The organism is Helicobacter pylori (assembly GCF_006440215.1).
Classification (GTDB): Bacteria; Campylobacterota; Campylobacteria; order Campylobacterales; family Helicobacteraceae; genus Helicobacter; species Helicobacter pylori_CS.
In genome coordinates, this window is the sequence record NZ_VEZH01000007.1 from 33,990 (window position 1) to 59,426 (window position 25,437).

Here is a 25,437-nt window from a genome sequence, read left to right on the forward strand (position 1 = left end):
ATCCTTATTTAATCCAATTGATCATCTCTTTAAGATCTTTACATTGTATCCAAGAATGAGAAGTTTTTACAAAGTTTGCGGCCAATAAAAGGTTATTTTTAACTTTAGCACTCAAGCCGGCTAACATGTCGCTTTCTTTATCGCCTATCATAAAAGATTGCTCCAAGCAAATTTGATGCTCTTTAGCGGCTTGCAAAATCAAAGAGGGTTTTGGCTTTCTGCAAGCGCAATTTTCTTCTGGGGCATGCCTGCAAAAATAGACGCCATCCAAATTAAAACCTAATTCTTTAAGCAAGCTTTCTTGGAGGTATTCAGTGAGATTTTCAAAATCTTTAAGGGTGTAATAGCCCCGGTTGATCCCAGATTGGTTGGTGATTAAAAGCAGTTTGTAGCCTAAAGATTTCGCATGGTTTAATAATTCAAAAATCCCTTTTTGAAACTCAAAATCTTCTTTTTGACTCACATAGCCTTTATCAATATTGATAATGCCGTCTCTGTCCAAAAAAAGGGCTTTGTTAGTGGCGCTCATGCATTCGCTTGTGATCGTGTTGGGTGGTTTCGCTTGAATGGTGCATCGCATGGGGGGTTTGGTGGTTGATGAGCATGATCCCCATATAAAGGATATAAAGCCCAAAAACCCCCATTAAACCTTTAGACAAAAGATTGAAAAATTTCCTGTAAGAAATGGAAATTTTGCTTAAAAAAACCCCCATTAAAAACAACGGCACGCTAGTGCCAAGCCCAAAAGAAAGACCTAGCATCGCTCCCATAAACACGCTATGACTAAGAATTGCACTCGCTAAAAACGAATACACCATCATGCAAGGTAAAAACCCGTTCAACACGCCTAAGAAATACAGCCCTAGAATGTTTTGAGATTGCAAGGTTTTTTTCATCAAAAAAGAGATGAAAGGGATTTGAAAGCTTAATTTTTCCATTCTTGCCCCCAAGAGTGCTAAACCGATCAAAATAATCCCCATGCTGATGAATAAAACACCCCTAAAACCCATGCTCACGCTAAGACTATGCCCTAAACCCGCCGCTATAGCCCCTAAAAGCATGTAGGTGCTGATTCTCCCTAAATTATAAAGGGCATGGCAAGCGAGCTGGTAAGAAAAGCTTGTAACTTTAGAAAATCTTATTTGACTAAACGCGCTCACAATCCCCCCACACATGCCCACACAATGCCCTAAAGACATGCTCAAAGCGGCCAAAAACATGCCCAAAAAACTCAAATTGTGCGTCATTTGCATTCTAATATCCCTGCTTTTTTAAGAGCGATTTCCATCCCGTCAAAAACCAAACGCTCCTTGCAAACAGAATGGGGTAAAAACGCGCTCAAATACTTCGCATCGCCCCCACAAAGATAGATTTTTTGATTTTTGGCTAAATGTTGGATACAAGAGATGACGCTTAAAATCATGCCGTAATTCACAGCATCCCTAGTGTTTTTAGGCAAAACTTCTAAAGAATCTAAGGCTTTGAAAGGTTGCTCTAAAATTTTAGCGCTTTTTTGATACGCATGGATATATTGGGCTAAACCGGGCAAAATACACCCTCCTAAATGCTTGCCCTCTTGGACTAAATCAATCGTAATCGCGCTCCCCGCATCCACGATCACTCCATTATTTACCGCCAGACACGCCATTTGCCGGTCTATCCCAAGCCCCATATAGTCGGTTTCTAAATGAAAAAATCCTGCAATATTTTTAGCGTTAGGGTAACAATCCAAAAGGGCTTTTTCATTTTCTTCATTCACGCTAATGTAAAAGATTTCCTTTTGAATACCCAAACGCTTTAAATCTTCTTTAGCGCTTGAAAAGAGCTGATAGTTTTGCGCGAAATGGATACGCGTGTTGCCTATATCGCATAAAACCAAATCCTTTAAATCTTTAAAACATTGTGGCATGGGGTTACTTCGCTTTTAAAGCTTTTTTTCTTTCTTCAAGCTCTTTTTCATCTCTTTCTTGTTGCTCTTTCGCTCTTTGTTCAAATTCTCTCGCCCTTTGTTCGGCTTTGGCTTTTTTCTTTTCTTCTTTCAAGCGGCGTTTTTCTTCTTTAGGGCTGAGTTTTGGCGCTTCTTTAAAAGCATTATCCTCTTTTGAAACAGGAGCGTTTTTATTTTCTTGATTTTCTTTTACGCCTTGTTGGATAGCGTTATTTTGATTGTTAATAGGCTCCATACCGCGTTGATTGGCTTTAACTTCATTCTCTTCAAACCCGCTATTTCTTGGCTTAACTTTGTTTTCTTCTAAAGGCTTTTCTTTAACTTTATGCCTTTCTTGCAAATAAATAGGAGCGTTCCCTTTTTCGTCTTTTTGAGATTTTTTAGATGCAGGTTTTTCCACAACGGGATAAAGCTTGGGTTTAAAATTATTATAATCTAAATAGTAGCGATCATAATACACCCGATTTTTATCATAAAACACCCCTTTATCCAAACGATTAGATGAAAAAAACTTAAAACTGCCTATAGTTGGCGTTTTATAGACATTATACGAATTAAAATCATTCAAATCCACCTCTATCACATACCCTCGTTTTTCTAAAGAATACAATTTATTATGATTCAATACAATCGTATTGAGCGAAGCAAAGGGCAGTTTCACGCTGTTTAATTCCCTCAAACTCTTATCCATTTGCAAAATCTGCCCGTCTAGCGTGAGCACGTATAAAGTCCCCTTATCATAAAGCAAATCCACAATATCCCCATCATAGTTGAACTCTTGACCGCTCACTACTGAGAGTATTCTTTTCCCTGTAGAAGCGATCATGTTATTGCCATCTACGATAAGGTAAGTGATATTGTTAAAAAACTTATCGCTGCTGATAACAATGTTTCTAATAGGCGTAGGGGTTCCATGCACATAATCCACGACCAACAAGCGCCCATCTAGCATGGGGAATACCACGACCGTATCCATAAAAATAGGCATCGCCATTAAAGAATTGATCGTGGTGCTTGGGGAACCTTTCTCACTAAAAAGCAATTTTTGAGAAGTGATGTCGTATAAATTCGCTGAATTGTCCGCTAACACCACCGCTAAAAGATTCCCTTTAACGCTCGCACTCAAGGCAAAAGTTTCCAAAGGAATAATGATGGATTTCTGGCGGGCGTTAGGGTTATTGCTAATCAATTCCACTTGATGACAGACTTTATCTTGAACTTCTGCTTCAACGCCCTTTAATTTTAATTCCGTTTCTTCAGTCTTAGCCGCCTTGCTTTTGCTTGTTTTTTTATCAATTTTGTTCAAACAATCTTGTGCAAGGATGAAAAACCCCTGACTCTCATTTAAAAAACTGCTTTCATAATTGAAATTCTTACCGATTCTTAACTGCGTTAAACCTTTATCGCCTATAACCGCTCCATTTTTCAAAATGGCTCCATAACGATTAGACGAAACGATGCTTTCTTGCAAATGGTTAGGGAAATACGCTTCGCCTTTAATTTGGTGTTTAGCGGGTTTGAAGTATTTTTTCATGTTACAGCCGCTAAAGACAATTAGGGCTATGAGTAAGATTAAAAATGGTTTGTTCATCAAATCAATGCGTTCCTTGAATGGTTTCTTTTTTTAGATTAGTTGGTTTGGAAGGGTTTTGTTGAATATCTTCTAACATTCCATAATGTTTTAAAACAGAGATTATAGCATAGAGTGAAGAACTTAGAGGGATAGTTGATAAACTTTGATGCGCTTTTTTAATTGCGTCTTTAGAATTTTCTTCATACAACAAATTCACTTCTTGTAAAGCGCTCATTTCTTTGAGAATGGGGCTTTTTTCAAGCAAGTTTTTATCTCTAGAGAGCGATGCGTAAGAATATTTGGCAAATGTTTTAACGATTCCATTAGAAGATTGTGAAAGCCTTTTAAACTCGTTTGCATCGTTTCTCTCACTCGCTCTGGCGAACTGATACAAGTCATACAACTCTGGGGCAACTTCTTTCAATCTTTTTTGCAAAGCTATATTATTAGGACTCTCTAGCACTTCATTATAAATTTGAGTGATTCGCTCTCTAGTTTGCTCATGCTTATAATCTTGCAATTTTGTATCCCCTAAATAAGCGATAAAAGCCACCACGATAAACAACAACACCCACTTGTAGCGTTTGAAAAACTTTTCTAATCTAAACGCCCCTTCTAAAAGCTTTTCATCGCTTTTAAATTCGTTTTTAACTTGCTCTAAATTTTCCTTAATACTCATGCCTTACTCACTCCTGTGCTGCCAAAGCCCCCGCTACCCCTTGAAGTTTCATCTAATTGTTCGCATTCTATAAATTCGGCTTTATAAGTTTTTTGAACCACCCCTTGAGCGATCCTATCCCCTACTTGAACTTTAAAATCTTTATCGCTCAAATTCGCTAAAATGACCTTAATCTCGCCCCTATAATCATTATCCACCGTGCCAGGAGAATTTAACACCATCACCTGATGATTCAAAGCTAAACCGCTACGGGTGCGCACTTGCAATTCATACCCCACTTCTAAAGACAAACAAATCCCTATTTTCACCAACCCCACGCTATGAGATTTGATCATTACTTCTTCTACAGCATGCAAATCAAAGCCTGAAGAACCCTCGGTTTGGTATTTAGGGATAAGGGCGTTTGGGTGGATTTTTTGGATTTTAATTTTCATCAAAACAAATCTCTTTATAATAAATGTCTAAAATTTCAAAATCGCTCTCGCCATTAGGCAATTGAATACTCACCGCATCGCCCTTGCTCTTACCTATCAAACTTTTAGCAATCGGCGAACCAAAAGAGATTAACCCTTTAGCCGGATCGCTCTCCACGCTCCCTACTATCGTATAAGAAAACTCTTTATCGTTATCCAAATTAAGGATTTTAATCGTGCTGCCAAAACTCACTTTATTATGGGCTAAAGCGCTCGGGTCAATCACTTGAGCGTTAGCGATAATTTCGCTTAAATCCACGATTCTCGCTTCAATGAAGCGTTGTTTTTCTTTAGCGGCATGGTATTCAGCGTTTTCTTTCAAGTCCCCATGCCCTCTAGCAATATCAATTTCTTTCACAATATTAGGCCGTTCCACCTCTTTTAATTGCTTCAATTCCGCGCAAATTTTATTGTATCCATGCATACTCATAGGTTCTTTATTCATTTAATCTCCTAAGCTTATTCAGTAGAGATTATAGTAAAAATTAAGCTAAATTCAGCAAAAAAGCCATTTCATTAGCGATTTTTCTCGCGCTCCCACTGGCTAAATATTCCCTTAATCTCAAACTTTCTTTAAAATAGCGCTCTCTATCCATTTCTTCATACGCTTTTAACAAGCCCTCTACGCTCAAAAAATGCTGGATCAATTCTGGGTGTAATTGGCTCTCCCCAAGCCCTGGAGTTTCATTGTTTAAGGCGTTATAAAAGATGTTCGCTAAACCTATATAATGCAAATTGACAAGCATTCTAGCGATCAAAAAATCCATCGTTTTAGCCCTATACACTAACACAAAAGGCGTGCCAATCAGAGCGGCTTCTAAAGTCGCTGTGCCGCTGCAAATGAATGCAAATTCCGCTTCAAACAAACTCTTATGTGCATCATAAGAAATTTCAAATAATTTAATGTCTTCTCCATAAAGAGCTTTCAAATCCAACCCCCTAAAGAAACTCGGCACGACCAACACACGCCTTTTAAACCCTTCGTTTTGTTCTAAAATTTGAGCCACTTTGACAAACAAGGGGAATATTTTAGCGATTTCACTTTTTCGGCTTCCTGGCATGAACACTAGAGTTTCGCCCTTAATATCTTTTTTATAATATTTAATTTCATCTAATAAAGGGTGTCCTACATATTGGGCTTTTTTTTGGTAATAGCCCACTTCAAAAGGCAAAATCGCTCCCAAAAAATCGCAGTATTTTTCAAGGCTTTTAGCGCGCCATTTTTTCCATGCCCAAACTTGCGGTAAAATATAATACATGATTTTTTTATGCGGATCTTGTTTTTTGATTTTTTTGGCTAGGGGGATATTGAAAGAAGAAGAATCCATTAAAAGCACCATATCCGCTTGTTTGGCTAATTGGACCATTTCTTTATGGGCTTTGAGTAAAAACCCTAAACGGCCTATCACATCTCTAAAACCCATGATGGAAAATTCCCTAGGGCTATAGAGCGCTTCTTTGCTTTCAAACACACCAATAAAACGATAATCTTTAGGCAAATTGCGGCGTAATTCCTCTAAATGCGCATTAGAGCTCGCTTCTAAAGCGCTCACTAAAATCGTGGGCATTATTTGTCTTTCAAAAGGTTTTGGACTTGATAGAGCTTGATTTCTTTATGCAAATCCCTTAATTCAATTTTGAGTAACGAATTTTCAAAATCTTTTTTAGAGAGATGGTTTTTTAAAAGCCTGTTTTCGCGCAAAACACTGCGGTATTGCAAATAAAGCCCTTCATCAAACACGTGCTTGCTGGGTTTTGCCATTATAACCTGATTATCATCAGTGTAAATCCCCACTTCTTCAAGGGCTTTAGGGAAAATCACATCCTCTTGTGTATTTTGTGTTTCTTTGTTTAAGCGGGAGTTTTCTTTTTCTAATTTTTTTTGATAGATTTCTTGCTTCAAACCTTTTAAGGCGCTCTTTTTCTTACGCAAGATTTCTTGGACTTGCTTCAATTCCAAACGGATTTTTTTTAAAACTTCTCTAGTGTCTTTAATTTCTTGCTGGTAAGCGTTCAATTCTTCTTGCATCGGTTTTTATTCCGCTAACATTTCCAAAGACAACAAACGCATTTCATTGCCTTGAGTGATAACGACATTCTTGCTGTGGCATTTCTCACACACCCCATAATCTAGCGCGTTAGGCTTAAAAACATGCGAACAATCCTTGCATTCTAATTCAACCTTTTCATCTACAATGTCTAAAACAGCGTCTTTACACACCAAAGATTCTTCTCTAAAAGTCTCAAACGCGCTCACAAACAAGCTCTTATCCATAGCGCTTCTTTCACCAATACCGACCACAACTCTTTCAATCTTATGGGCTTGATTTTTCTTCGCATGCTCTTCGCAAAGAGCGATTAAAGAAGAAACGACCGAGTATTCATGCATGCTAAACCTTAATCTTTAAATTAGCCCCTATTATATTGTATTAGAGTAATCTTTCAGTTTATTGCTTAAGATTCAATAGGGTGTTAAGGATTTGATCGGATGTGGTTACCGCTTTAGAGTTCGCTTGAAACCCCCTTTGAACCACAATCAAATTCGTTAAGCTCCGGCTCAAATCCACATTACTAGACTCTAGTTTAGATCCTGAAATCGAACCCCTACGCCCCGTATTAGCCGCGCCGATTAAGGCTTGCCCTGAGTTTCCGGTTTGAGAAAAGACATTCCCGCCTAAAGCCTGTAAGCCCGCATCGTTAGCGAAATTCGCTAAAGCCACTTGAGCGAGCGCTAAAGTCCTGCCATTACTGAACGCTCCTAAAAGCACCCCGTCTGAATCAAAGCGGACATCCATCAAATCGCCCGCTTGATAGCCGTTTTGCTCAATCGCATAAGTTTCAGAAATCTTATCCACGCTCGTTAGCCCATCAAAACTCCCTGAGGAACCAAAGGCCAAATTGATGCGTTGGGGGGCATCAGCGCCATTTTTAGGATCAAATTGCAAAAGAGGCGGGTTCATGCCTGCAAGCGATCCGTCGTTATTGAAGTGCAAACGGCCTCCCTCAAACACATTAGGCCTAGCCGCTGACCCCCCTACTAATTCCCCAGGCTCAGGCACGATCACTCTAAAATTCCATTCCGCTCCCCCACTCCTATAAAACTCAATGCGCATGGCGTGTTTAGTGCCTAAGCTGTCTATCACATCAATGCTTGTCGCATGCGTAGCGTGGGTGAATTTAGAACTGCTCGCTGACGCTCCCCCTTCAATCAAAGAAGCGGTGTTAAGCCCTTTCATCGCGTTTTTAAACAAAACATTGTTCGTTACGCTGTCTGAAGAATACCCGCTCACAAAGATATTGAGATTTTCTTTAATGACATTTTTATTGTCTTTATTATTGATTTCAAACATGCCGTATTGGTTGATTGTAACCCCTATAGAAGCGGCTGAGTCCTGGTAATTGTCCGCTAGGCTAGGATCTTTAACGATATTAGCGTCATGCTGGATTAAGGCGCGCAAGTCTTCAGTGGTCCTAAACTGCCCAATATCCGCATTAGGGCTGATAGAATGCGTATAACTATATTTGAAAGCCGTTACATCTTTATCGCCGTCTAAAAAGTTAGCGAACGCTCCGGTCCCAGCTTGAGTAACCACAATATTTTTAAGCTTTTCATCGCCGTCTAATTCATTGGTGTTTTCCAAACGCAATTGCTTGCCGTCCAAATAAGCTTCAATGCCCGTTTGGCTTTTGACCGCATTGATCGCATTTTTCGCCGCTACTAAGCTTGAAGTCCTGCTCACCGCTGAATCGTTCGTGAAAGAAATCTTAACCCCATTCAACTCAAGCGTGCTGTTTTCTGCAGAAGGGAGGATGTCTTTGACCATTTTCGCACTCTTATAGCTCACCCAAATCCCTTGATTTTCATTCAACAAAAGAGCGTCGCCATCTTCATTGTATAAAGATCCCATGTCTTCGGCGACTTGAGCAAGATTCGTGCCTGAATCATACACCGGATTAATGCCATCTGAAGGGGTTTTAGCTGAAGAATCCAAAGCAAATATCGCCGCTGTTTGATCGGCATGCCTTCCAGCGTTTAAATTCGCCCTCATAGAAATACGGTTGCTCGCTCTGGCTGGCATCACCATTCCTGGATCAATTCTAATGTTTTCTAAAGGGCCGGTGTTATCCACTTTTAAAGCGTCTGTATCGCTCCCTTTATTGCCGGTATCGCTCCCATTTCTCACCCACCCTTGCACCACAAGCCCACCGGTGGTAACCAAACTCCCTTGCGAGTCAAAAAGGAACTCCCCGTCTCTAGTGAAATTGCGCGTGATCCCCCTATCAGGGCTAATGATAAAAAAGCCATCGCCTTGAATCGCTAGATCGGTTTTGACATCTGTGTTTTGGATATTGCCTTGTGAAAAGATTTTAGTCGTCGCATCCACGCCTACCCCAAGCCCCACAGAAAAGTCATTCTGCCCTGCCAACCCGTTTTTATAGGGCGCGGTAGCGATGAGTTTGACTTGAGAGAGCATATCCACAAAAGAAGCCCTAGAATATTTAAACCCAGTGGTATTCACATTCGCAATATTATTACTCTCAATATCCAAAGCGATTTGGTGGGCTTGCATCCCATTGACACCAGACCATAAAGACCTAAGCATGGTTATCCTTTAATTTAAAGAAATTCAATCTATGCAAAATAAAGCAAAAGTTGTTCCTAAATAGCTTTTTAGAATGATTGATTGCAGATTTTAATTTTTGTTAATCAAAAAGATCAGTCAAATTCATAAGGGATAGGGGGTTTTGTAACACTACCCCCATAACGCTTTTTAAAGGTTGTCGCTCAAATTTAAGAATCTACCTTAACGCAAAATCGCGCATTCATGATCTTGAATCTCTTCGGCTGAAGCGCGATTGGAAGTCAATGGGTTAAATCGTGTCGCTAACAAGACAAAGGAGTTATCGCTTTGTTGCACCACCGCCAAGCCATAGTCTCCCATGCGTTTGCGCGCGTTAGGCACTTCTTCAGCAAGCATGATAAAGGGGCTTTTTTGCGCCAATTCGCTTTCTGTTACCCGACGCGCCAGATATTTATGCCCACTCAAGCCGCCTGATAATGGCGACCAACGGCTGTTGATTTTTTTTAGATTATTGTCTAGCTGTTTGCGCGCTTCAAGGCTAATGCAAGAGATATGGATATGGAAATGGTTTTGCGATCGCCCCTTATGAGAGTTAATCGTCAAAGAGATCGCGCTATCAGGAATGGGTTTGCCGTATTTTTTACTCATAAAATCCCGCGCTTGCCAGGATAAATAAAAAAAGTTAGGCGTAGAAGGATCAAGCAACAAAGGGCTTTCAATACCGCTAATGTGAGTTGTTGGCATCAACAAATACTGCAACGGGCCGTTAATATCTTTTAAAACCACATAGCCGGCATTGGGTTTGACTTCTATGCATGGCGAAGGATTCTGATTTTTCTCATAATTAGGCAAACATTTCTCAAAAACAATCTTACGCAACACATTCGGATCTTTAGCGTTTAAACTCATAACAAAGATAGTTATCATCGCTAAAAAAAGAAAGCCCGCTTTTTTCATCTTTTTTGCTCCTTGTTTTTAATGAGAGTTTTTACAAACTCTCTTGTTATTTTTCTACAATAGTGGTTAAAAGCTTTAATTATTATGATTATTTTAACGAATTTTAACTTATTAGTAACTTTTAGTAACCTAAAAAACTTAAATTAATGGCATTAAAAATGCTAAAAGAATTTTTTAAAATATTAAATAACTTGCGTTAAGCAGGTGATAATTTTTCGTCATGCGATTTTATGGGATTGATACTTATCACAATAAAGCGTTTTATAACCTTGATTTAGGTAATATCATTATACTGATACCACAATAAGGACAACTATCATGCAAGATTTACCCCCATGCCCTAAATGCAACGACGCCTACACCTACCATGATGGCGTGCAATTGGTTTGCTCTAGCTGTTTGCATGAATGGAATGAAAATGAAGCTAATGATGAAGAATTGATCGTTAAAGATTGCCACAATAATCTTTTACAAAATGGGGACTCGGTCATTCTCATTAAGGATTTAAAGGTTAAAGGTTCATCTTTAGTGCTTAAAAAAGGCACCAAAATCAAAAATATCAAGCTTGTCAATGGCGATCACAATGTGGATTGTAAAATAGAAGGGCAGAGTTTGTCTTTAAAATCTGAATTCCTCAAAAAAGCTTAGGAAAATACAAAAGCTTAAGAGTGAGAAAAGCTTAGTGGCTTTTTAAGCTTGTAAAATCATTTTTTAGAAAAAATCAACTTATCCAGTTTGAAAAAAATGAGTGCTCCAATGGTTTGCCCCAAGAAAAGATTGAGCCACAACGGGAAATTGAAATAATAGAAAATCTCCATAAAAGGCAGCATCACCAACGCGCTCAACATCCATCTAAGCCAATAAACCAAAAACAGCTTAGAAGCGTATTCTGTGCCAAGTTTCTTAAAAAATTCTCGCATAAAGACAATCCTTTAAACCCTTTTTGCAAACTCTCCTTAAAAAGGAAAGCTTACTATCAAGGAATATTCCTAAATTTCATGTCTTTAGACAATCGTATAGGACACTCTTTTTTCAAAAAGTTTGCTCTCGTAATTGCCTAAATCCCTACCATCTACAAGGGCAAAGGCATCGCCAAAAGTCGCCAATAAGGCAGAATCTAACTGCATGTCTTTATGACGATTCAACGGGATAAAAACTTCCTTGTGATTATTTTGAAAATCAAACGCTAGAAATGAATCTTTCAAATACACTTCTACCCTAGAAGCGTTTTTCACCACGCTGTTTTGAGCCAATTTCAAGCCTTGCACTTCAGCGCTTTTAATCCCACACGCATGGCATAAGGACACAAACATGCTCTCTTTTGAAATGGTTGCAAACCAAGGCAAACTCTCACGCTTGGATAAATTTTCTTTACCCTCTAAAGCCTTCTGTCTCTTAGGCATCTCATGCTTGATAAACGCATAAAAATTACGAACGCTTTCTTTAGGGGTTGTTCCCTTGAGCTGGTTGGCAATGTTAGCCACGCTCGCATCGTCTCTTTCATAACGCCCCATTGCTACAAAATCGCTCGTTTCAAACAAACGCTCATTCAATTGATAGCTAGCGATCTCATAAGACAAATGGACTTGCTTTTTTTGAGTGCTTTTTAAAAAATCCACTTGCAAATAAGGCACTCCAAAATTGAGCATGCTTTTATAACTGGCATGATTGCCTTGTAAATGCACATTGCTCGCTACAACACTCGGCATGGGAATGAAAAGTGAAGTGTGTTCTGCAGAATCAAAATCAATGCTGTATTGAGCTTCTATTTTATATTTTGCAACACTCCCTTTGCTTTCTTCTGCCTGCAAAATCTGTGCTCCTAAAACAGCACCTGTAGCACCTAAAGCAGTCGTTTTAATAAAATCCCTTCGTTTCATAACTATAACTCTTTATTGTAATTTTTAAATTCGTTGAATGAATGAAAAAATAGGACACACCACCAACCCTAAAGGATTGATAAGTATCCAAAAACCTAAATTTTGAAAGACAAAGCGTTCCTAAAAAATAAGAACGCTTAAAGAAAAGGGTTACTTTTTCTTTTTCATGTGGTGCATGTCTTTTCCATGCATGTCTTTCATCATTTTTTGGTGTTTTTCAAGAGCTTTTTTAACTCCCTCAGCGTATTTGGGATCAGCTTTCTTGAAATGCTCCAATTGTTTATCCACAATTTCCTTATGGGTAACATGAGCTAAAGACTCTCCAATAGTGTCATGCAACCTTTCTTTTTCATCAGCTGGCAATGAGCGGTAGTAATCACCTGGTTGGGTGTAGTAATCGCTATCATCAGCTCTGTAATCCCAATTCCACACTTCAAACTCTTTCTCAATATGAGCTAAGTTGAACTTAGGATCTCTCGCGCTCTTATCTTCTTTATAACCTGGCAATGAGCTAGGCGTATAGTTTTGTAAAGAGCCGTAATACCCGTTTTGCATGTAACCATCTCTGCTAGAAGAGTGGAATGGGCATCTTGGTTTATTAACCGGTATTTGAGGATAATTAACCCCTAAGCGGTAGCGGTGTGTGTCCCCATAAGAGAACAAGCGCCCTTGTAACATCCTATCAGGGCTATAGCCAATTCCAGGAACGACATTAGCTGGAGTGAATGCCGCTTGCTCCACTTCTGCGAAATAGTTTTCAGGATTTTTATTCAACTCTACAATGCCCACTTCCATCAACGGATAATCTTGGAGATACCAAATTTTAGTTACATCAAACGGATGGAATCGATACTTCTTAGCATCCTCTTCTGGCATCACTTGAATGCTCAATTTCCATTTTGGGAAATCCCCTCTAGCGATCGCATCGAATAAATCCCTTTGATTGGAATCGGGATCATGCTTTCTGATTTCTGCGGCTTCTTCGTTAGTCAAGTGCTTAACGCCTTGCATGGTGTGAAAGTGGAATTTCACCCAAAAGCGTTCGCCTTTAGCGTTGATGAGACTGAAAGTGTGGCTGCCAAAACCATCCATGTGGCGGAAAGATTTAGGGATCCCTCTATCGCTCATAACCCATGTGACTTGGTATAAGCTTTCAGGAACATTACTCCAAAAATCCCATACCATGTCGTGGTTAGGCAAATTGGTTTGAGGATCTCGTTTTTGAGTGTGGATGAAATCAGGGAATTTGATCGCATCACGGATAAAGAAAACAGGCGTGTTGTTCCCTACTAAATCCCAGTTACCTTCTTCAGTGTAATACTTCATCGCAAAACCTCTAGGGTCTCTCACCGCATCCGCACTGCCTCTTTCACCAGCCACAGTAGAAAATCTGAAAAAGCATTCTGTTTTTTTGCCCACTTTAGAGAAGATTTTCGCTTTAGTGTATTTAGTGATGTCTTTAGTCACAGTGAAAGTGCCATAAGCTCCGCTTCCTTTAGCATGCACTACCCTTTCAGGAATCCTCTCTCTGTCAAACGCCGCTAACTTTTCCAAAAACCAAGTGCTTTGTAATAAAACAGGACCTCTAGGGCCAGCCGTAATCACATTGTTGTCATCCCAAACGGGAGCGCCAAAAGCAGTGGTTTGTTTCACATCTTTATTAACCATATTCTTTCCTTTATTTGGTTTTAAAACTTCGTAATCTGACACCAAGCCGATTACTTGTGGTGATTATCACATAATTTGTTATACAAAGACTAACAAGATTCAATTTTTTTAAAAAATCCTTTTTTTAAGAATTAAAAAACCCCTTAAGTATTTCTATTTGTAACAATTAATGAAAATTAAGAAAGATTAAAAACAAAATTTTATTTTTAATCTGGTTTTAATAATAATTATCATACTATTCTATCTCAATGCATTGACAGATTTTGTTTTTTTTTTTTTTGATTTTTATTTTTTGAATTTTTAGATTAAGGAGAGTTGTTGGATGTTTTTAAGATCATACCCAAAGCTTAGATACGCTTTATGTTTCCCCCTACTCGCTGAGACTTGCTATAGCGAGGAGCGCACTTTAAATAAGGTTACCACCCAAGCTAAAAGGATTTTCACTTACAACAATGAGTTTAAAGTAACTTCTAAAGAATTGGATCAACGCCAAAGCAATGAAGTCAAGGACTTGTTTAGGACTAACCCTGATGTGAATGTGGGCGGAGGGAGCGTGATGGGGCAGAAAATCTATGTGAGAGGCATTGAAGACAGGCTTTTAAGGGTTACGGTGGATGGGGCTGCGCAAAATGGCAATATCTACCACCACCAAGGAAACACCGTGATTGACCCTGGCATGCTCAAAAGCGTGGAAGTTACCAAAGGTGCGGCGAATGCGAGCGCAGGGCCAGGAGCGATTGCAGGAGTGATTAAAATGGAGACTAAAGGAGCGGCTGATTTTATCCCTAGGGGGAAAAGTTATGCAGCGAGTGGGGCGGTGAGTTTTTATACCAATTTTGGCGATCGAGAGACTTTTAGATCGGCTTATCAAAACGCGCATTTTGATATTATCGCTTACTACACGCACCAAAATATCTTCTATTACAGAAGCGGTGCTACAGCGATGAAAAACCTATTCCATCCCACACAAGCCGATAAAGAGCCAGGAACTCCCAGCGAACAAAACAACGCTTTAGTTAAAATGAATGGTTATTTGAGCGACAGAGACACGCTCACTTTCAGCTGGAACATGACACGAGATAACGCTACACGCCCTTTAAGGAGTAACGCTATAGGGTTAGCCTATCCTTGTGAAGCCCCCTTTAGCCCTGACGGCGCTCAAGGGTGTCCTAATGTGTTAGATAGTTTCACAAGATATATGTATCACTCTATTAATAGCGCTAACAATCTTTCCTTACAATACAAAAGGGAAGCGGGAAATTCTTTTGGCGATCCACGATTGGATTTTACCCTTTATACAAGCATCAGGAACGCTCAGTTTGATCCCCTATTTGATCCTAATGGCGTTTATGCTAAATTCCCCACTTCTTTAGCGAGCGCATGGGAAAAAGAAAATTACCCATGCGTTGAAGGTGGGTATTGCACCCCAAGCTTTTCTGATGTGGATAAACCAAGCTCACAACCTAGAAATCTGTTTTTAAACAACACCGGCTTAAACCTTAAAGTCGCGCATGTGATTGATGAAGCCACAGACAGCCTTTTTGAATACGGATTCAACTACCAAAATTTAAGCGTTTTTGACGCTCGCATCCCTAAATCAGAATTATACAGACCTAATCAAGTTTATACTGATGATAAAGGGCAAAAACAAATCGCTTGCAGTCTTGTGGATAATAACCCCAATGACCCTACGCTATGCCAAAGAGGGAAAGCCAATGGGAATATTTATGGAGGCTATGTGCAAGCGAATTACTCGCCTCATAAAATCATCACTTTTGGAGCCGGGGTAAGGTGGGACGCCTACACGCTTTATGATAAAGATTGGAACCACCGCTACACTCAAGGCTTTAGCCCTAGTGCGGCCCTTGTGATCAGCCCCATTGAGCCTTTATCTCTAAAAATCACTTATTCTCAAGTTACAAGGGGGGTTATGCCAGGAGATGGCGTGTACATGCGTCAAAACGATTTGCGATACGCTAAAAATATCAAGCCTGAAGTGGGCTCTAACGCTGAATTTAATATTGACTATTCAAGCCAGTATTTTAGCGGGAGGGCTGCGGCGTTTTATCAAGCTTTGGATAATTTCATCTCACAATACGCGCAAAATTTGATTGTAACCAATTTGAGTCAAGCGATTAGGATTTATGGCTATGAAGTGGGCGGGACTTTCAGATACAAGGGCGTGAGTTTGAATGTAGGGGTCTCGCGCACCTGGCCCACCACTAGGGGGTATTTAATGGCAGACAGCTATGAGCTTGCCGCAAGCACCGGTAATGTTTTCATCATCAAATTGGATTACACCATCCCCAAAACAGGGATCAATCTTGCATGGCTTAGCCGTTTTGTTACCGGTTTAGATTATTGCGGGTTTGATATTTACTTGCCTGATTACGGGACGGCTGAAAAACCCAAAACCACTACCGATTTAGCCAAATGCGGATCCCAATTGGGGTTAGTGCATATGCATAAACCGGGCTATGGCGTGAGTAATTTTTATATCAATTGGAGCCCTAAAACCAAAAGCCGCTGGAAAGGTTTGTTGCTTTCTGCTGTGTTTAATAATGTTTTCAACAAATTCTATGTGGATCAAACAAGCCCCTATATCATGAGCCCAGACATGCCAGGCACGGACGCTATTAAAAGAGCGATCGCCGAGCCTGGTTTTAACGCGCGCTTTGAAGTGGCTTACAAATGGTAGTTAGTGGGGCTTCAATCGTTGCGCATGCGTGATAGCAACGGCTATCGCATCGCTAATATCCAAAGGCTTGATTTCGCTTGTGATGTTAAGCAAGCGTTTGACCATAAAGGCCACTTGCTCTTTAGCGGCTTTCCCGTTACCGGTTAGGGCTTTTTTGACTTGTAAGGGCGTGTATTCGCTAAAATTACCGATTCTTTCTAAAATCTTTAAGGACAACGCCCCCCTAAATTGCGCGAGCTTGATCACGCTTTTAGGGTTATACGCAAAAAAAATATCTTCAATCGCTACTTCATGGACTTCGTAACGATCCAATAAGCAATCTAAGGCTTCTATCAAATCTAAGATTTGTTCTTGCAAGCGTGTCGTGGTGATATTAATGAACCCGGCCGTGATTAAAGAAAGCTTGTTAGAAGTGTGAGAAATGATAGCATACCCGCATTTCCTACTGCCCGGATCTATTCCTAAAATACACATCAATCATTCCTGTTTGTTTATCGCAAGGTTTAAAAAACGCTATTATTATATCCATGTTTCTTGTTAGCGCAAAATACAAGATTGCATTAAGAACTTTTAAAAAATTTAGCGTATAAATAAGGGAGCAATAAATGAAAGCAAACACAATCATACTAGTGGATTGGGAGAATTTCAGGCGCGATATTAAACAAACAAAATGCGTTAATTACAATATCGCTTTAGATGTGATCGTTACTATCAGGGCTTTTTTACTGGATGATGAATGGATCAGTCGTATTTACTTTTATACCACCCCACCCTTTGATTTTGAACATGCGTTATGGGATAAAAGGAACGACACCCTCCAAAATGAAAAAAATCCGGGAACAGAAATGAAAATCTTCACGAGCAGCGACATTGAAGAGATCTTACAAAGCAGTGAAGCGACTAAATGGGAGAATATTTATAGCGATGTGGAAAATTTCCAACACGATCTGGCTTCATTGGATCAAGTGGAATTAAGGTTAGGGAGGACTAAGTTAAACGCAATAAGAGTGGAGTTTGATGGGAGTTATAGGGCGTTATTAGAACAAAAACAGGTGGATATGCTCATGGGTCTTGACATTCAAAGAATAGCCTTTAAAAAAATAGCTGATAGGATTTTGATATTTTCAAAAGATACGGATCTAATCCCCGCGCTCAAATTAGCCAGAGATGAGGGGCTAAGGGTGGATATTGCCGATTTGTCTAACAGATTGTCTCTTCTTAGCCAGGATTTGAAATACAATTCGGATAAAGTGAGGAAATTGAGTAGCAACGAAGTCAAAGACAAGTTTTTTTCCATCAGAGAAAATCTCACTAAAACCAACTGGGCTTAAACTAAACCATAAAAAGGGTTATTTCATTTTTATAGAGTTTAAAAAATCATTTTTTAAAAACTCAATTATTGGCATTTGATTAGAACAAAGCCAGAATTTTTAAAGAGGTTTTTAGGCTTATTTTTCTCATACTGACTAGGTAAGCTTGGGTAGTTTATTGCCTTGCTTATTCTTTTGTGGTAGGATTAGGGTTATCAAGGTTTAGGGGATTAGTATCTTTCCCTTTGTAATTTGGCGCTAAAGGCGACTCAATTAGCCCATTCCTTGATTTATCTGCTTCATAACTTGTAATAACCCACCTATTATTTAAGGTCTCACCTTTCCAACTATCTTCAAGCCTTGGTTTAGAAAATCTCTGCTCTAAACCTTGATAAACTTGATAAAAACACTTAAAGCTAGCCGTATGTGTGCCAAAAGTCCCTAACGAAAAAGATTTCTCTTTTTTTGACTGGGTGGGTGAGGCTTTTTAATCATTTTTTTAATCCTTGACTTATTAAAGTTTTTGTTTTATAGTTTCAATGCAAGCCCACTCCATCGGCTTTCTTTAAGCGTTCTTGCCTGCGGAATGAAAGAGTGGATAATGTCCGCCTTGTCAATCTCTGCTTTAACATCGTTTTTTGTTTTTCATTTATTCTCCTTGCGTTCTCCTTGAAAGATTTAGATCGTTATTTGACTTTGCTAGGGTTTTATGGTAACATTCTTACAGACATCGCTATAGGAACTCAACCTATGGTTGCCCCTTAGAGGGTTTGGTGTCTTGCATTAAAGCTTTGATTGATGCATCATTTTTAAGATTAATTCATTTTTTACCCCTTGACTTATTCAATTTTTTTAAATTGTTCTTTTTAGCACCACCATGGGAACTCGACCTATGGCTGAACCTTTGCTTTAGCATTGAGTCCGGTGCTTGAAAACTTCTTATAAGCGTTATTATCCTTATAATCTCCGTTACTCTTGAACATTGTTTTTAAAACTAATTCACTATTTCTATTATTTAATATTTTTGCGCTAATATTGTCAAGGCATGGGTTGGAGAATAACTTTCTAACCCATACTAAAAACACTTTGAGTGTGCCAATAGACCCTGACACATAAGACGCAAGGGCTTGTGTATGGTCAAGGTGAGGCTTTTTAATGCTTTTCATTGCTTACTCCTTGTGTTTAATTTTTTATGTTAAAGTTTCAAAACACATTAGCTTTATCAAATATGTCTAGCACTCAGCTCATAACTGATGTTCAATTGCTATTCTGAGATTTTGCTAATGTTTTTCTATGGGCTACACTATCCTTATAATTTCATTTTATGCTTCGTTTTATGCATTTTTTGCATTGTTTTTAGCGTTAACTCATGTTTTTCGGCGTTGGCTTGTTCTAAGGGGCTTAAATGGGTAGGTTTTGGTGTGGTTTCGTTTAAATTTTCTGTATTTTTTAATAAATCCTCTTGATCTGTTAGCGGTTTTTGGGTAGGATTAGGTTCATAGGGGTGGTTTCCAGAGTGTAGACTGGCATCTCTAAAATCTTTAAAATTCCTATTGCTATAAAAATCAAAAATCTTATTTCCATTGTTTAAATCATCTACAACTAACCTAAGCTTTACGCCGTTATTCTCCCACTCGTAAGCGTATCTAAAGCCGTTTTTAAGCCTTTCAAAACTCTCTAATAACACGCTTCCGTTTTTAATGACTTCGCTCATGTTAATGAGTTCGTCGTTAGTTAGTCCGCCTGTGTTCTCTTCTCCGTAATGCTTTCTTAGTATTTTTCTAGCTCCTGCATTCCTTGATCCTTGTTCTAAAATGTAAAGGTCGTTTAAATCTATGCCTTTAATCTCTGCTTGGTCTAGCTCGCCCTTAAACACCTTTAAAACTTGTTGCTGTTCTTTAGTCAGTTTGCTTTCATCAATCTTTTGTAATTCTTGTAAGGCTTTTTCGTATTTAGTTACCTTTTCTTTTACTTCCTTATTGATTTCTTCGCTCGCTTGCTTAACGCCGTTAGTAAGCTCTTCAATGATTTTAAGCGTGTTGTTGGAAAATTTAGCGTTTTGTGCACTCAATTCTCTTACTAGGTTTTTAGCGAGCGGATACTAAAAAACTTTTTTTAAGAGCGCAGTTGTTGTAAGGCTTCTTTAATCGCTGCTTCTATGCTGAGATTGGGTTTTAGGGTTTTTAAGACTTGGTTGATTTCGGTGCTTTTAAAGCCCAAACTCTCTAGGGCTAAAAAGACTTCATTGCGTGCGGGTCTGTTTTCATCTTGAATGAAAAAGCCAATCAAATCCACCATGATCTTATCAGCGAGCTTTTTCCCTATACCTGGGACTTGCTGGAGTCTTTTGACTTCTTTAGTGGCGATAATGTTTTCAAATTCGTTCGGCGAAAAGCTTGAAAGAATGGCTAAAGCGATACGCCCCCCTACCCCATTGATTTTCAAAAGCCTTTCAAAGAGGATTTTTTCGCTCTCTTCTAAAAACCCGTATAAAAGATGCGCGTCTTCTTTGATCACTTGTAAGATTTTCAAACGCGCTTTTTGGCCCGTTTGAAGCAAAGCAGCCGTTCGCATAGAAACTTGCACCCCATAAACAACCCCTTGCACTTCTATATGCGCTTCTAAAGCGGAGATTTTTTCCACAACCCCTATCAAACCCACTATCATTTTTATCCCTTTTTATCTCTTGCTCTAGCCTTTTATAGCGCTTTTAGGGATTTTTTTGATTTTATGATCTTCATAGATCACGTTCACGCTTTCATTATGGCTTAACATAGCGCTTAAGTTGCTCACTTTTGGGTAATTGCGATGGTAAATCACGATATTTTCTTGCTTGAAAGGGTTTTTAGTCGTAATGCTTGCATGCTGGAAGCTGTTTTCTATGCTAATGAGTTTAGCGTAACATTCATTATTGATTTTTTGTAATTCTAGCATTTGAGCTTTTAAGATTTTCAAACGCTTCAAAGCAAACATAAACTCGCTATAAGCGTCTTTCACGCTTTCTTGTTGCATTAAAGAGCGTTTGATTTCTTCAGTGGCGTTTTTAAGCTTTTCCATGATGGCTTGATGGTTTTTAACCAAATGGTTTAAAGACTGGTGCTGAGCGATGATTTTTTTAGATTTTAACCCTAACGCATTGAGTTTTTGTTTAGCGATCTTCAATTCTTCTTGGTTTTCTCGCCCCCCAAAAGCGTAAAAAATAAAGCGGTTGCCATTACCATCCACCTCATCAATCCAACATTGCTTGGAAAAATACAGCTTGTTGTCGCTTTTAAGCTTTTCTAAAGCGATTTCTTTCGCATAGACCACGCTCCCTGCACTCGCTTCCACTTTAACGCTATTGGCATACACTTTAGCGCGCTCTAAATACTTGCACTCAAACTCTTTAGCGTAGCACACGCCCTTATGGTTAGTGATACGCGCTTGATTGGCATAGACATAGCTTTCAGGGTGGATTTGCCCCTCTATAGTGATTTCTTTGGCCACTAAGATCACATTCTTGCCCACATTGCCCTTAATGTTAATCGTGCTCGCTTCTAAAATGAGGTTAGAATCAATCGCATCGCTCAATTCATCTTTAGCTTGAATCTCTAAAACTAAACCGCTCTCCACTCCCCCTAAAAGATTGGGCGTTTCAATGGATTTGATCCCGTTTTTAAAAACAAAATTTTGCTTAGAAACCAAACGCCCTTTTTCCATTTTAACCCCTTGTAAGGCTTTGGAGTAATACACTAAAGCGTTATTTTCTTCTCTTTCTTCAAAAGCGTTTTTGTCATGCCCTATAGGGGTGGGCGAATTGGCAACTTTAGATAATTCAATATAAAGGCCTTTAAGGTTACGGCCATCTCTGCCTTGTTTGGGGTAATTCACGCAAGCGACTTTTTGGTTTTCTTTAGCGATATAATAATTTTCTTTAACAAACGATTCTTCTTGATCGCTTAAGGGAATAATGTGCGTTGGCAGGTATTCTTCTTCTAATAAAAAATGGGATTGTTCTTCTGTATTAGGGATAAAGGTTGGAGAAGCGTATAAAATAAAACGCTTATTTTGGGCTTCTTTTTTATATTTTCTTAACTCTGTTTTTAAATTTTCATACATTTGTGAAAAATGCCTAAACACCACGCCCTCAAAAGCCAAACGCTCTTTAATATATCCAAACATTTCTTGGTAATGCTCTTCAGTGTCTAGGACAATAAAACACTCGTCTAAAACGATTTCTATTTTACTCAAATGTTCATCCACTTCCACCTCAAAAAAGCGCTTATAAGCGTTTGATTTGATTTTAATATCGTGGGTTTGATAAAGGGTTAGCTCTTTTTTTTCATAGTATTCATCTTCTTCTAATTGTTGCAATTCCCCACCAAAAGCCTCGCTAAAATCGTCTTTAGCGCTGTTTTTGATAAAAATAGAAGTTTTTAAAATCTCAAACCATAGATCTTCTGTTTGTAATTTATTTTCAGCAGCCGCTTTTTTTAATTCTTTTTGAATGTCTTTACACCGCTCAACTTTTATAGGGGCAAAATGCTCCAAGCTCATTTTTAATCCTTAAATGGTATAATATAAGAATTTGAAAAAAGGAATATGCTAACAAAAAAACGCTGAAAATTAGGTAATAAATACAACCAGTATGCTAAAAAAAATATTTTTAACCAACAGCTTAGGGATTTTATGCTCTAGGATTTTTGGCTTTTTACGGGATTTGATGATGGCTAATATTCTAGGGGCCGGGGTGTATAGCGATATTTTCTTTGTGGCTTTCAAATTGCCTAATCTATTCAGGCGTATTTTTGCGGAGGGCTCTTTTTCTCAAAGCTTTTTGCCAAGCTTCATACGAAGCTCCATTAAAGGGAGCTTTGCGAGTTTGGTGGGGCTTATTTTTGGTGGCGTTTTATTGGTATGGTGCTTATTGGTGGCATTAAATCCCTTATGGCTAGCTAAACTCCTCGCTTATGGCTTTGATGAAGAAAAACTCAAACTATGTGCCCCTATTGTAGCGATCAATTTTTGGTATCTTTTATTGGTGTTTATCACTACTTTTTTAGGCGCGCTTTTGCAATACAAACACAGCTTTTTTGCCAGCGCTTATAGCGCAAGCTTACTCAATTTATGCATGATTTTAGCCCTTTTGATTTCTAAAGAAAAAACGCATTTAGAAGCGTTGTATTACTTGAGCTATGGCGTGCTTTTAGGGGGCGTGGCTCAAATTTTATTGCATTTTTATCCTTTAGTAAAATTAGGCTTATTAAATTTATTATGGAAAGGATTTTTGGGCTTTAAGACTAAAAACGCGCTCAAAAAAAAATACCGCTCTCAAAGAGTTAAAAAGGATTTGAAAGCGTTTTTCAAGCAATTCCTCCCCAGCGTTTTAGGCAATTCTAGCGCTCAGATCGCTTCTTTTTTAGACACCACGATAGCCTCTTTTCTAGCGAGTGGGAGCGTGTCTTATTTGTATTACGCTAATAGAGTCTTCCAGCTCCCTTTAGCTTTATTTGCCATAGCTATATCCACAGCCCTTTTCCCTAGCATTGCGATCGCTATTAAAAACAATCAGCAGGATTTAATCTTACAACGCTTGCAAAAGGCGTGGTTTTTTTTGGTGGGGGTTTTGCTTCTTTGCAGTATTGGGGGGATAATGTTAAGCAAAGAAATCACAGAGCTTTTATTTGAAAGGGGGCAATTTAGCCCTAAAGACACCCTAATCACTTCGCAAGTCTTTTCGCTCTATCTTTTAGGCTTGCTCCCTTTTGGGCTAACCAAACTCTTTTCTTTATGGCTTTATGCGAAATTAGAGCAAAAAAAAGCGGCTAAAATCTCTTTAATTTCGCTTTTTTTAGGTTTAGCGGCTTCTTTGAGTTTGATGCCTTTGTTAGGGGTTTTAGGTTTGGCTTTAGCGAATAGTTTGAGCGGGTTATTTTTATTGGTTTTAACGATAAAAGCGTTTGGCTTTCAACCATTCTTGGGTATAATTAAAAACTTGAAATCATGGCTTGTAATTCTTTTCCTCGCTTGCGTGGAAATCTTATTACTCTTAGCGTTCAAATCGTGGGTTACACATTTATATTTATTTTATTATTTTCAAGGTTTTTAAATGTTTATTTATGATACCAAATTAAAACAAAAAGTCCCTTTTGAGCCTCTAGTTGAAAAAAAGGCGAATATTTATGTGTGCGGGCCTACGGTGTATGATGACGCTCATTTAGGGCATGCCAGGAGCGCGATTGCCTTTGATTTGTTAAGGCGGACGCTTGAATTGAGCGGCTATGAAGTAATGTTAGTAAGGAATTTCACGGATATTGACGATAAAATCATCAACAAAGCCTTAAAAGAAAACAAAAGCATTCAAGAATTAAGTAGCATTTATATTGAATCTTACACGAGGGATTTGAACGCTTTGAATGTGAAAAAACCCAGCCTAGAGCCTAAAGCGAGCGAGTATTTAGACGCTATGGCAAGCATGATTGAAACGCTTTTAGAAAAAAATATCGCTTATCAGGTTTCTAATGGGGATATTTATTTAGACACGAGCAAGGATAAAGATTACGGCTCTTTGAGCGTGCATAATAGCAGCATTGAATTTGGCCGTATTGGTTTGGTGCAAGAAAAACGGCTTGAGCAGGATTTTGTGCTATGGAAAAGCTATAAGGGGGATAATGATGTGGGCTTTGATAGCTCTTTAGGCAAAGGACGCCCTGGCTGGCATATAGAATGCTCTAGCATGGTTTTTGAAACTCTAGCGCTCGCAAACACCCCCTATCAAATTGATATCCATGCAGGCGGAGCGGATTTGTTATTCCCCCACCATGAAAATGAAGCGTGCCAAACCCGTTGCGCCTTTGGCGTGGAGCTTGCCAAATACTGGATGCATAACGGCTTTGTGAATATCAATAACGAAAAAATGTCTAAAAGTTTAGGGAATAGCTTTTTTATTAAAGACGCTCTCAAAAACTATGATGGCGAAATTTTGCGTAATTACTTACTAGGGGTGCATTACCGCTCTGTTTTGAATTTCAATGAAGAAGACTTGTTGGTGAGTAAAAAACGCTTGGATAAAATCTATCGTTTAAAACAGCGCGTTTTAGGGGATCTTGGAGGAATCAATCCGGACTTCAAAAAAGAAATTTTAGAATGCATGCAAGATGATTTAAACATTTCTAAAGCGTTGAGCGTTTTAGAAAGCATGCTTTCTTCTATGAATGAAAAACTGGATCAAAACCCCAAAAACAAAGCTTTAAAGGGCGAAATTTTAGCGAATTTGAAATTCATAGAAGAACTGCTTGGCATCGGGTTTAAAGACCCTAGCGCCTATTTCCAATTAGGCGTGAGTGAAAGCGAAAAACAAGAAATTGAAAACAAGATAGAAGAAAGAAAACGCGCCAAAGAGCAAAAAGATTTTTTAAAAGCCGATAGCATCAGAGAAGAGCTTTTGAAACAAAAAATCGCTTTGATGGACACCCCACAAGGCACGATTTGGGAGAAGTTTTTTTAAACGCCTCCAATTTTACCTTTTTACACATTCTATCCAAAAATTTCAGCCATGATTACTTTTTAATCTTGTGAATTTATATTCTATTTACTTTAATTTGATAGAAATTGAATATTGGTTGTAGATACTACATATTTATAACCTTAATCGTAAATACAACAGAAATTTTTCAGTCTAAAGTCGCA

25 protein-coding genes and 1 pseudogene are annotated in these 25,437 nt (G+C 38.7%); 5 read left to right on the forward strand and 21 right to left on the reverse strand.

The window, feature by feature from the left end; genetic code table 11:
• Positions 1-4: 4 nt before the first annotated feature.
• The 12 genes from gmhB to cdh form a co-directional block, all read right to left on the reverse strand.
• Positions 5-529 carry a D-glycero-beta-D-manno-heptose 1,7-bisphosphate 7-phosphatase gene (gene gmhB, locus FIM44_RS04395; protein ID WP_140579253.1) on the reverse strand — a complete coding sequence of 175 codons (525 nt, stop codon included), beginning with the start codon at positions 527-529 and terminating at the stop codon, positions 5-7.
• Positions 516-1,253: a sulfite exporter TauE/SafE family protein gene (locus tag FIM44_RS04400; RefSeq protein ID WP_140579221.1), complete on the reverse strand. Its 738-nt coding sequence runs from the start codon at positions 1,251-1,253 to the stop codon at positions 516-518. Before FIM44_RS04400 ends, gmhB begins: the two co-directional genes overlap by 14 nt.
• Entirely contained in the window at positions 1,244-1,909 is a 666-nt protein-coding gene (locus FIM44_RS04405) for a type III pantothenate kinase (protein ID WP_140579222.1), read from the reverse strand. Before FIM44_RS04405 ends, FIM44_RS04400 begins: the two co-directional genes overlap by 10 nt.
• 4 nt (positions 1,910-1,913) lie before the next feature.
• Positions 1,914-3,539 (reverse strand): plasminogen-binding protein PgbB, encoded by a 1,626-nt coding sequence (gene pgbB / locus FIM44_RS04410; RefSeq protein WP_140579223.1) that lies wholly within the window; start codon positions 3,537-3,539, stop codon positions 1,914-1,916.
• A gap of 4 nt (positions 3,540-3,543) precedes the next feature.
• The gene (locus FIM44_RS04415) at positions 3,544-4,200 is read right to left on the reverse strand and encodes a hypothetical protein (protein ID WP_000022994.1); all 657 of its coding nucleotides are present in this window, start codon (positions 4,198-4,200) and stop codon (positions 3,544-3,546) included.
• On the reverse strand, positions 4,197-4,634 hold the full coding sequence (gene dut, locus FIM44_RS04420) for a dUTP diphosphatase (RefSeq protein WP_000694164.1): 438 nt from the start codon (positions 4,632-4,634) through the stop codon (positions 4,197-4,199). The genes FIM44_RS04415 and dut overlap by 4 nt, the downstream gene beginning before the upstream one ends.
• Positions 4,624-5,118, reverse strand: coding sequence for a transcription elongation factor GreA (greA, locus tag FIM44_RS04425; protein ID WP_001031321.1), 495 nt, complete (start codon positions 5,116-5,118; stop codon positions 4,624-4,626). Before greA ends, dut begins: the two co-directional genes overlap by 11 nt.
• A gap of 40 nt (positions 5,119-5,158) precedes the next feature.
• Entirely contained in the window at positions 5,159-6,241 is a 1,083-nt protein-coding gene (lpxB, locus tag FIM44_RS04430) for a lipid-A-disaccharide synthase (RefSeq protein ID WP_140579224.1), read from the reverse strand.
• Positions 6,241-6,702 carry a nickel-binding protein Mua gene (mua, locus tag FIM44_RS04435; protein ID WP_140579225.1) on the reverse strand — a complete coding sequence of 154 codons (462 nt, stop codon included), beginning with the start codon at positions 6,700-6,702 and terminating at the stop codon, positions 6,241-6,243. Before mua ends, lpxB begins: the two co-directional genes overlap by 1 nt.
• 6 nt (positions 6,703-6,708) lie before the next feature.
• Positions 6,709-7,062, reverse strand: a complete 354-nt coding sequence (hypA, locus tag FIM44_RS04440; RefSeq protein ID WP_000545288.1) for a hydrogenase/urease nickel incorporation protein HypA — start codon at positions 7,060-7,062, stop codon at positions 6,709-6,711.
• Positions 7,063-7,120: 58 nt separating this feature from the next.
• Entirely contained in the window at positions 7,121-9,277 is a 2,157-nt protein-coding gene (gene flgE, locus FIM44_RS04445) for a flagellar hook protein FlgE (RefSeq protein ID WP_000946402.1), read from the reverse strand.
• Positions 9,278-9,478: 201 nt separating this feature from the next.
• Positions 9,479-10,213 carry a CDP-diacylglycerol diphosphatase gene (gene cdh / locus FIM44_RS04450; protein ID WP_140579226.1) on the reverse strand — a complete coding sequence of 245 codons (735 nt, stop codon included), beginning with the start codon at positions 10,211-10,213 and terminating at the stop codon, positions 9,479-9,481.
• 318 nt (positions 10,214-10,531) lie between these two features.
• Here cdh and FIM44_RS04460 point away from each other — a divergent pair, with 318 nt between their 5' ends.
• Positions 10,532-10,861 carry a zinc ribbon domain-containing protein YjdM gene (locus FIM44_RS04460; RefSeq protein ID WP_058338070.1) on the forward strand — a complete coding sequence of 110 codons (330 nt, stop codon included), beginning with the start codon at positions 10,532-10,534 and terminating at the stop codon, positions 10,859-10,861.
• A gap of 56 nt (positions 10,862-10,917) precedes the next feature.
• On the opposite strand, the gene FIM44_RS04465 is transcribed toward FIM44_RS04460, so the two are convergent.
• From FIM44_RS04465 to FIM44_RS04475, 3 genes are all read right to left on the reverse strand, one after another.
• Positions 10,918-11,133, reverse strand: coding sequence for a hypothetical protein (locus FIM44_RS04465; RefSeq protein ID WP_001206519.1), 216 nt, complete (start codon positions 11,131-11,133; stop codon positions 10,918-10,920).
• Positions 11,134-11,217: 84 nt separating this feature from the next.
• Positions 11,218-12,093, reverse strand: a complete 876-nt coding sequence (locus FIM44_RS04470) for a twin-arginine translocation signal domain-containing protein (protein WP_140512532.1) — start codon at positions 12,091-12,093, stop codon at positions 11,218-11,220.
• A gap of 150 nt (positions 12,094-12,243) precedes the next feature.
• A complete protein-coding gene (locus FIM44_RS04475; RefSeq protein WP_020982936.1) occupies positions 12,244-13,761 on the reverse strand; it encodes a catalase in 1,518 nt (505 codons plus the stop codon).
• A gap of 322 nt (positions 13,762-14,083) precedes the next feature.
• Between FIM44_RS04475 and FIM44_RS04480 the strand changes: the two genes are divergently transcribed.
• Positions 14,084-16,459, forward strand: a complete 2,376-nt coding sequence (locus FIM44_RS04480; RefSeq protein ID WP_140579227.1) for a TonB-dependent receptor — start codon at positions 14,084-14,086, stop codon at positions 16,457-16,459.
• Here the strand turns inward: FIM44_RS04480 and ruvC are convergent, their stop codons facing one another.
• Positions 16,460-16,933, reverse strand: coding sequence for a crossover junction endodeoxyribonuclease RuvC (ruvC, locus tag FIM44_RS04485; protein ID WP_140467392.1), 474 nt, complete (start codon positions 16,931-16,933; stop codon positions 16,460-16,462).
• 131 nt (positions 16,934-17,064) lie between these two features.
• On the opposite strand from ruvC, the gene FIM44_RS04490 reads away from it, so the two are divergent.
• The gene (locus FIM44_RS04490) at positions 17,065-17,790 is read left to right on the forward strand and encodes an NYN domain-containing protein (RefSeq protein WP_140579228.1); all 726 of its coding nucleotides are present in this window, start codon (positions 17,065-17,067) and stop codon (positions 17,788-17,790) included.
• Positions 17,791-17,956: 166 nt separating this feature from the next.
• Here the strand turns inward: FIM44_RS04490 and FIM44_RS04495 are convergent, their stop codons facing one another.
• The 5 genes and pseudogenes from FIM44_RS04495 to FIM44_RS04520 all read right to left on the reverse strand — a co-directional run bounded on the left by FIM44_RS04495 (position 17,957) and on the right by FIM44_RS04520 (position 22,305).
• Positions 17,957-18,082 (reverse strand): hypothetical protein, encoded by a 126-nt coding sequence (locus tag FIM44_RS04495; RefSeq protein WP_238699896.1) that lies wholly within the window; start codon positions 18,080-18,082, stop codon positions 17,957-17,959.
• Between the two features lie 577 nt (positions 18,083-18,659).
• Positions 18,660-18,935, reverse strand: coding sequence for a hypothetical protein (locus FIM44_RS04500; protein ID WP_140579229.1), 276 nt, complete (start codon positions 18,933-18,935; stop codon positions 18,660-18,662).
• Positions 18,936-19,141: 206 nt separating this feature from the next.
• Positions 19,142-19,840 (reverse strand): annotated as a pseudogene (locus FIM44_RS04505) (DUF3519 domain-containing protein); the annotation flags it as partial.
• A gap of 44 nt (positions 19,841-19,884) precedes the next feature.
• Positions 19,885-20,436 (reverse strand): Holliday junction branch migration protein RuvA, encoded by a 552-nt coding sequence (gene ruvA, locus FIM44_RS04515; RefSeq protein WP_000635127.1) that lies wholly within the window; start codon positions 20,434-20,436, stop codon positions 19,885-19,887.
• 24 nt (positions 20,437-20,460) lie between these two features.
• Positions 20,461-22,305, reverse strand: coding sequence for a FapA family protein (locus FIM44_RS04520; RefSeq protein ID WP_140579230.1), 1,845 nt, complete (start codon positions 22,303-22,305; stop codon positions 20,461-20,463).
• A gap of 91 nt (positions 22,306-22,396) precedes the next feature.
• Here FIM44_RS04520 and murJ point away from each other — a divergent pair, with 91 nt between their 5' ends.
• Both murJ and cysS read left to right on the forward strand, forming a co-directional pair.
• The gene (murJ, locus tag FIM44_RS04525) at positions 22,397-23,857 is read left to right on the forward strand and encodes a murein biosynthesis integral membrane protein MurJ (protein ID WP_140579231.1); all 1,461 of its coding nucleotides are present in this window, start codon (positions 22,397-22,399) and stop codon (positions 23,855-23,857) included.
• Positions 23,858-25,255 (forward strand): cysteine--tRNA ligase, encoded by a 1,398-nt coding sequence (cysS, locus tag FIM44_RS04530; RefSeq protein WP_140579232.1) that lies wholly within the window; start codon positions 23,858-23,860, stop codon positions 25,253-25,255.
• Positions 25,256-25,437 lie beyond the last annotated feature (182 nt).

Coding starts and splice junctions, on each gene's coding strand:
- gmhB (WP_140579253.1), bottom strand. CDS start 529: ATGAGCGCCACTAACAAAGCCCTTTTTTTGGACAGAGACGGCATTATC.
- FIM44_RS04400 (WP_140579221.1), bottom strand. CDS start 1,253: ATGCAAATGACGCACAATTTGAGTTTTTTGGGCATGTTTTTGGCCGCT.
- FIM44_RS04405 (WP_140579222.1), bottom strand. CDS start 1,909: ATGCCACAATGTTTTAAAGATTTAAAGGATTTGGTTTTATGCGATATA.
- pgbB (WP_140579223.1), bottom strand. CDS start 3,539: ATGAACAAACCATTTTTAATCTTACTCATAGCCCTAATTGTCTTTAGC.
- FIM44_RS04415 (WP_000022994.1), bottom strand. CDS start 4,200: ATGAGTATTAAGGAAAATTTAGAGCAAGTTAAAAACGAATTTAAAAGC.
- dut (WP_000694164.1), bottom strand. CDS start 4,634: ATGAAAATTAAAATCCAAAAAATCCACCCAAACGCCCTTATCCCTAAA.
- greA (WP_001031321.1), bottom strand. CDS start 5,118: ATGAATAAAGAACCTATGAGTATGCATGGATACAATAAAATTTGCGCG.
- lpxB (WP_140579224.1), bottom strand. CDS start 6,241: ATGCCCACGATTTTAGTGAGCGCTTTAGAAGCGAGCTCTAATGCGCAT.
- mua (WP_140579225.1), bottom strand. CDS start 6,702: ATGCAAGAAGAATTGAACGCTTACCAGCAAGAAATTAAAGACACTAGA.
- hypA (WP_000545288.1), bottom strand. CDS start 7,062: ATGCATGAATACTCGGTCGTTTCTTCTTTAATCGCTCTTTGCGAAGAG.
- flgE (WP_000946402.1), bottom strand. CDS start 9,277: ATGCTTAGGTCTTTATGGTCTGGTGTCAATGGGATGCAAGCCCACCAA.
- cdh (WP_140579226.1), bottom strand. CDS start 10,213: ATGAAAAAAGCGGGCTTTCTTTTTTTAGCGATGATAACTATCTTTGTT.
- FIM44_RS04460 (WP_058338070.1), top strand. CDS start 10,532: ATGCAAGATTTACCCCCATGCCCTAAATGCAACGACGCCTACACCTAC.
- FIM44_RS04465 (WP_001206519.1), bottom strand. CDS start 11,133: ATGCGAGAATTTTTTAAGAAACTTGGCACAGAATACGCTTCTAAGCTG.
- FIM44_RS04470 (WP_140512532.1), bottom strand. CDS start 12,093: ATGAAACGAAGGGATTTTATTAAAACGACTGCTTTAGGTGCTACAGGT.
- FIM44_RS04475 (WP_020982936.1), bottom strand. CDS start 13,761: ATGGTTAATAAAGATGTGAAACAAACCACTGCTTTTGGCGCTCCCGTT.
- FIM44_RS04480 (WP_140579227.1), top strand. CDS start 14,084: ATGTTTTTAAGATCATACCCAAAGCTTAGATACGCTTTATGTTTCCCC.
- ruvC (WP_140467392.1), bottom strand. CDS start 16,933: ATGTGTATTTTAGGAATAGATCCGGGCAGTAGGAAATGCGGGTATGCT.
- FIM44_RS04490 (WP_140579228.1), top strand. CDS start 17,065: ATGAAAGCAAACACAATCATACTAGTGGATTGGGAGAATTTCAGGCGC.
- FIM44_RS04500 (WP_140579229.1), bottom strand. CDS start 18,935: ATGAAAAGCATTAAAAAGCCTCACCTTGACCATACACAAGCCCTTGCG.
- ruvA (WP_000635127.1), bottom strand. CDS start 20,436: ATGATAGTGGGTTTGATAGGGGTTGTGGAAAAAATCTCCGCTTTAGAA.
- FIM44_RS04520 (WP_140579230.1), bottom strand. CDS start 22,305: ATGAGCTTGGAGCATTTTGCCCCTATAAAAGTTGAGCGGTGTAAAGAC.
- murJ (WP_140579231.1), top strand. CDS start 22,397: ATGCTAAAAAAAATATTTTTAACCAACAGCTTAGGGATTTTATGCTCT.
- cysS (WP_140579232.1), top strand. CDS start 23,858: ATGTTTATTTATGATACCAAATTAAAACAAAAAGTCCCTTTTGAGCCT.